The sequence below is a fragment of the Streptomyces chisholmiae genome (assembly GCF_031845445.1).
In the GTDB taxonomy this organism is placed as follows: Bacteria; Actinomycetota; Actinomycetes; order Streptomycetales; family Streptomycetaceae; genus Streptomyces; species Streptomyces chisholmiae.
In genome coordinates this window covers 1-483 of the sequence record NZ_JAVREO010000103.1, presented here as the reverse complement: position 1 = coordinate 483, position 483 = coordinate 1, and the positions used below count along the sequence as shown (strand labels likewise).

Sequence of the window (483 nt, the reverse complement as noted above, 5' to 3'; positions counted from 1 at the left end):
ATCATGTGCACCGGGCCGTTGCGCTTCGACAGTTGGAAGCCCGGCAAGACCATCGAGATGACGAAGAACCCCGACTACTGGAACGCCGCCAACGCCGCCAAGGCCGACCGCGCGGCTCTCACGTTCGTCACCGACGAGGCGACCATCACCAGCAGCCTGTTGTCCGGAGACATCGACGGAACGCACCGCACACCGCTTTCGGCCATGGAACCGCTGCGCTCGTCCGGCAAGGGCAAGTTCTACCTCGGTGCCGGCACCGACTGGCTGGCCATCCGCCCCACGGAACGCCCAGGGCCCATGCAGAACAAGGATGTTCGGCACGCACTGAGCATGGCGTTGGATAGGCAGGGCATCGTCAACGGGGTGTACCACGGCACCGCCGAGGCATCGTTGACCCCGATCCAATCCGGCGCCTGGGGCTACAGCCGTCCGATTTTCGAAGCGGCAGCAGCCCAGTACGCCAACCCCGCCCGTGACGTCGAG

Annotated in this window: 1 protein-coding gene; it reads left to right on the top strand. The window is 65.6% G+C overall.

The genetic code is table 11. The features are described from left to right. On the top strand, nucleotides 1-483 hold a 483-nt coding region (locus RM844_RS32280; protein ID WP_311671006.1), incomplete at both ends, for an ABC transporter substrate-binding protein.